Origin of the sequence: Sphingomonas sp. Leaf21 (assembly GCF_916858675.1) — a bacterium.
Classification (GTDB): domain Bacteria; phylum Pseudomonadota; class Alphaproteobacteria; order Sphingomonadales; family Sphingomonadaceae; genus Sphingomonas.
In genome coordinates this window covers 1-5,357 of the sequence record NZ_CAKASM010000045.1, presented here as the reverse complement: position 1 = coordinate 5,357, position 5,357 = coordinate 1, and the positions used below count along the sequence as shown (strand labels likewise).

Annotated in this window: 4 protein-coding genes and 2 pseudogenes; 1 reads left to right on the top strand and 5 read right to left on the bottom strand. The window is 63.2% G+C overall.

The features are described from left to right. Positions 1 to 163 precede the first annotated feature (163 nt). A pseudogene (locus LRP66_RS18105) lies at positions 164 to 568 on the top strand (IS66 family transposase); the annotation flags it as partial. A gap of 289 nt (positions 569 to 857) precedes the next feature. On the opposite strand, the pseudogene LRP66_RS18100 reads toward LRP66_RS18105, so the two are convergent. The 5 genes and pseudogenes from LRP66_RS18100 to rfbC form a co-directional block, all read right to left on the bottom strand. Next, positions 858 to 1,430: pseudogene (locus LRP66_RS18100) on the bottom strand (hypothetical protein). Positions 1,431 to 1,713: 283 nt separating this feature from the next. Next, the gene (rfbA, locus tag LRP66_RS18095) at positions 1,714 to 2,583 is read right to left on the bottom strand and encodes a glucose-1-phosphate thymidylyltransferase RfbA (RefSeq protein WP_230483993.1); all 870 of its coding nucleotides are present in this window, start codon (positions 2,581 to 2,583) and stop codon (positions 1,714 to 1,716) included. Then, a complete protein-coding gene (gene rfbD / locus LRP66_RS18090; protein ID WP_230483991.1) occupies positions 2,580 to 3,482 on the bottom strand; it encodes a dTDP-4-dehydrorhamnose reductase in 903 nt (300 codons plus the stop codon). Before rfbD ends, rfbA begins: the two co-directional genes overlap by 4 nt. Continuing rightward, positions 3,479 to 4,531, bottom strand: a complete 1,053-nt coding sequence (rfbB, locus tag LRP66_RS18085) for a dTDP-glucose 4,6-dehydratase (protein ID WP_329959308.1) — start codon at positions 4,529 to 4,531, stop codon at positions 3,479 to 3,481. The genes rfbD and rfbB overlap by 4 nt, the downstream gene beginning before the upstream one ends. Positions 4,532 to 4,546: 15 nt before the next feature. Continuing rightward, positions 4,547 to 5,110, bottom strand: coding sequence for a dTDP-4-dehydrorhamnose 3,5-epimerase (gene rfbC / locus LRP66_RS18080; protein ID WP_230483990.1), 564 nt, complete (start codon positions 5,108 to 5,110; stop codon positions 4,547 to 4,549). Positions 5,111 to 5,357 lie beyond the last annotated feature (247 nt).

Here is a 5,357-nt window from a genome sequence, read left to right as displayed (position 1 = left end):
CTGTTCGGCAGCCATGCTGGCCGCCTTCAGGCAGAAACTCCACTTAGCAGCCTGTCCAGATTTGCCGAGCCACCTCTTCCTTCTTAGGCTTAAATCCGTCCAGTGAAACGGGGGCCAGTTCATACCAGCAGCTTTTGCGCGACGCTTGTAGATGGCTTGGCGGGTCGACGCCTTGCGCGAGGTGCTCGACGCCAGCTTGCGCCGCCTGTCGGCCAGGTCCGACATCGCAAGGGCCATCGCCTATGGCACGAAGCGCTGGCCAGAGCTGTCGAGCTTCCTCGACGATGGCCGCTTGGAGATCGAGAACAATATCGCTGAGCGTGCGCTGCGCGGTGTCGCGGTCGGACGCCGCAACTGGCTATTCGCCGGTTCGCGCGCAGGCGGCGGGCGGGCCGCGGCCATCTACACCGTCATCCAGACCTGCAAGGCCAACGGCGTCGATCCGCAGACCCATATCGCCGACGTCATCGCCAAAGTCGCGGCAGACTGGCCTGCCAGCCGATGGGATGAACTCATGCCCTGGAACTGGATGCCGTCGGCACATCAGCCGACCGCACAAGCTGCATAATCCGCGGTCTCCACGTCACGCTCTGATGTCCGTTTCCAACCCTCAAGACGTGCTCCATCATCCGCGTGGAAACGCAGATGGCGAATATGACCGCGTTCAGGTGGAGGCGGGGCCTGAAGGACGTCGGTGATCAAGCTCTGATACGCGGATTGGCTTCCGCATTCCCGTGTATGCGTGCCGGGGCTGATCCGATCTTACAGCGGGCGTCGCATTGCCGGCCACAAAGCGTGTGACGAATATTCCCCTGCCGTGGTCCTGCCCTCGCCTGTACGCAGGGTCTGCGATGCCGTCAGGCTGGCTGCACCTCCCTGGCGACGGCCCACCTGAAGCCCACCAGTTCACGGGCGACAGCGGCACAGACGACGGTGGTTTCCTTTCCCTTGGCAACGAGGGCACGATAGCGCGCCGTCAACCGGCTCTGCGCTTTCCCGGCAATCTCGCGGACCGCAGGCGTGGTCTGCTCGAGACGGTACAGCTTGGCCTTTCCGAGACGCGACGGGTGGCGGTACGTCCAGGCGCTCTCGACCGGCCCGTCTTCACCCGGTCGCCTGCGCGTTTCGGGATAAGCGATGGCGCCACCACCATGCAGGAATGGCCCAGTTCGACGATCAGGCGATGCAATCCGTATCCCGTCGAACCTGCCTCATAGCAGCAATGCACCACGTCGTATTTGGGCGCGATCCGCTGCAGGACGCGCTTCATCGCATCATGGGATGCGTCCGCCGATGAAGCGTACCTCGCCGCCACGCCCGTCATCAGCTACCGCTATCGCATTGCGCGCCTTTGCCACATCGATTCCGATGAAATCTCTGTAGGATCTCCCACGGTTCGTCCTCCTTGTGCGAGGATAGGCTCGGCCCACCCGAGCAACCCTCGGATCACGAGTGTAGGGCGAACGAATCCGATCAACGACACGGACATACGGTCTTACGGATCGCACCATCAAACCGTGTGATCAAACGCCTACCGAAGAATGCGCGGTTCCAGCAGCCTACTGCTACGCCTGTCGATGCGTGATGAAGCGACAGGTTCATGTGGAAAGGTCCCACTTGGCGGATGACCCGCGAGCAATAATGAGCAAATGTGCGCCAACTGATCCGATCGGCAGGGCGGCGCGGAATCGTTCGGGGCCGCCCTGCTATCGGTTATTTGCCGTCGACGGCGTTCAGAATGGCGCGGCCATAGGCGGTCTTCTTGAACCGCTCGCCTGCTTCCCGGGCCTGATCGGCGGAAATGAACCCCATCTCATAGGCGATCTCTTCCAGGCACGCGACTTGGACGCCTTGGCGGTGCTGCAGCGTCCGGACAAACTCGCCTGCTTCCAGCAGGCTGTCATGAGTCCCGGTGTCGAGCCAGGCGTAGCCGCGGCCCATCTGTTCAACATAGAGATCGCCCGCCTCCAGGTAGAGCCGGTTGAGATCGGTAATCTCCAACTCGCCACGTGGCGAGGGCTTGAGGTTGCGGGCAAACTCCACGACGCGGTTGTCGTAGAAATACAGACCCGTGACCGCATGGTTCGATCTCGGCATCTCCGGCTTTTCCTCCAGGCTGACCGCGCGACCGCCTTCGCCGAACTCAACCACGCCGTAGCGCTCGGGGTCTTCGACGCGGTAGCTGAACACGGTCGCGCCCTTGGGACGGGCCACGGCACTGGCGAGCAGGTCGGTCAGGTGCGCGCCAAAGAAGATATTGTCGCCCAGCACCAGTGCGACGTTATCGTCGCCGATGAAGTGCGCACCGATGGTGAAGGCCTGGGCCAAGCCGTCGGGGCTGGGCTGTTCGGCATAAGACATGGTCAGGCCGAAGGCCGAGCCGTCGCCGAACAGGCGGCGGTAATTGTCGATAAATTCCGGCGACGAGATGATGAGCACGTCGCGAATCCCCGCCAGCATCAGGACACTGAGCGGGTAATAGATCATTGGCTTGTCATAGACCGGCAGCAGCTGCTTGTTGACCGCCAAGGTAGCCGGGTGAAGCCGGGTACCCGAGCCTCCGGCCAAGATGATGCCCTTCATTTCATGGCTCCGATCAGTTCGTTGAGAATGTCGCTTAAGGCCGCTCGCCAGTCGCGCGGGGCGATGCCATAGGCGTCGCGTATCGCGCTGTGGCTGAGCAGCGAATTGGCGGGGCGTGCCGCAGGCGTCGGGTAATCGCGGCTGGGGATCGGCACGACATCGGCCGAAGGACCGCCGCGCGCAGCCGACTGGTAAAAAATCTCCGTAGCGAAATCCGCCCAACTGATGGCCCCGGCATTGCTGAAATGGAACGTGCCGGTGGGCGCGGTTTCGTCCTCGATCAGCCGTAGCGCGATGGTCATCAGCGCATTGGCTAGATCGGCCGCGCTGGTCGGCGAACCATGCTGGTCGGCGACGACCGACAGCGTGTCGCGGCTTTCGGCCAAGCGCAGCATCGTCTTGATGAAGTTATGGCCATGCGCCGACACGACCCAGGCGGTGCGTACGATGGCATGGCGCGCACCAGAGGTCCGCACCGCCAGCTCGCCACCAAGCTTGGACGCGCCATAGACGCCGAGCGGGGCGACCGGATCGTTCACCTCCCACGCGCCCTGCTTGTCGCCCGCAAACACATAGTCGGTCGATACCTGGATCAGCGGGATGCCCGCCTTCACACAGGCTTCGCCGAAGGCGGCGGGCGCCATTGCGTTTACCGCCCAAGCGGTCACGACATCGCTTTCAGCTTTGTCGACCGCCGTATAGGCGGCGCCGTTGATGACCGCCGCCCAAGGACGCGAGGCGACAATCGCCGCGATGGCGGCACTATCGCGCAGATCGAGCATGTCATGGTCGATCGCAACGATCTCATAGCCTTGCGGCCAAGCGCAGCGCTGCAACTCGGTGCCGAGCTGGCCACCGGCACCGGTGACCAGGATCGTGCGGGGAGTATCCGCCGTCATGCCGTCACGCCGCGCCGCTCGGACGCCTTGGCGGCGACCAGCGGGCGCCACCAGGCCTCGTTGGCCAGATACCATTCGACCGTCTTGCGGATGCCCGTCTCGAACGTCTCGGCCGGAGTCCAGCCCAATTCGGCACCGATCCGGCTGGCGTTGATCGCGTAACGCTTGTCATGACCCGGCCGGTCGGCGACCTCGGTCATCTGCGCGGCATAAGGCTTGCCGTCGGCGCGCGGGCGCAGTTCGTCGAGGATCGCGCAGAGTGTCTTCACGACGTCGATATTCTGGCGCTCGTTATGCCCGCCAACATTATAGGTGCGGCCGGGCTGCCCGCGCTCGAACACCGCCTGCAGCGCGCGGACATGATCCTCGACATACAGCCAGTCGCGGACCTGGTCGCCCTTGCCGTAAATGGGCAGTGCCTCGCCATCGAGCGCCTTGGCGATCATCAGCGGGATCAGCTTTTCGGGGAAGTGATACGGCCCGTAATTGTTGGAGCAGTTGGTGATGAGTACCGGCAGCCCGAAGGTATGGCCCCAGGCCGAAACCAGATGGTCCGACCCGGCCTTCGACGCCGAATAGGGCGAGCGCGGGTCATAGGGCGTGTCCTCAGTGAACAGGCCGGTGTCACCCAGCGTACCGTACACCTCGTCGGTCGAGATATGGTGGAACCGGAAGGCGGCCTTCGCGGCTTCGTCGAGGCTCAGCCAATAGCTGCGCGCCTCGGCCAGCATCGTGTACGTGCCGACCACATTGGTCTGGACGAAAGCGCCGGGGCCGTCGATCGAGCGGTCGACATGGCTCTCGGCAGCCAGATGGGTGATGACGTCGGGCTTGAACTCGGCGATCGTGGCACGCACGGCCTCGGCGTCGCAGATATCGCCCTGGACGAAGCGGTAGCGGTTGCTGGCGGCGACCCGCTCGACCGTGGAAAGGGTGCCCGCATAGGTCAGCTTGTCGAAGTTCAGTACCTCATGGGTCGTGTTCTCGATCAAGTGGCGGACGAGCGCCGAGCCGATGAACCCGGCCCCGCCGGTGACGAAGATGCGCATTATCGAGGCGTCCTTTTAGGAAAGTGGGGCCAGCGGGTGGCCGTCATAGGGGAACGGGCTGTCGAACTCGGCCAGCGTCGGTTGGCGAGTATCCTTAGGCGACAGTTCCGGAATGGTCCTGGCGGGCATCGGCCAGTCGATACCCACACTGTCCCATGCGATCCCGCCGTCATGGTCGGGAGCATAGGTATCGGAGCATTTATAGGTGACTTCGCAATCGGGCTCTAGCGTCACGAAACCGTGCGCGAAACCAATCGGAATGAATAGCTGGTGGCCGTTTTCGGCGGACAGTTCGGCGCCGACCCACTGGCCATAGGTGGGCGAGCCTTTGCGGACATCGACCGCGACGTCAAAGATCCGGCCGCGGATGCAGCGCACCAGTTTGTCCTGGCCCCGCGGCGGCGTCTGGAAATGCAGCCCGCGCAGGGTGAAGGCGGGAGCGGAATAAGAGTGGTTGTCCTGGACAAAGGTGCAGGTGATACCCAGCGCGGCGAAGGCGGGCACGGAGTGCACCTCGGTGAACCAACCACGGCTGTCGCCGAAGCGTTTCGGGCGGATGAGTTGGACATTGCAGGTCATCGTCGAAGTTCCTGTGCCGTTTGAGGGCGAATGCTCGTTACGGCAAGGATGCGGCAAAGGCCACTCGTTGGAATGCGCGTACACAAAGCTAGATCTTGGCGGTGCCGATCGCTGCGCACCCTTTTGCGGAAACGTCAATGGCCATTCTAGGGATAGTTCTAGGGCGGCTGACAGAGGTGGCTCGGTTCATCTGAACAGCTCGACGCGATTGCTAAGTGGAGCGTCCGCCGGTTTCATGCCGCTGCGA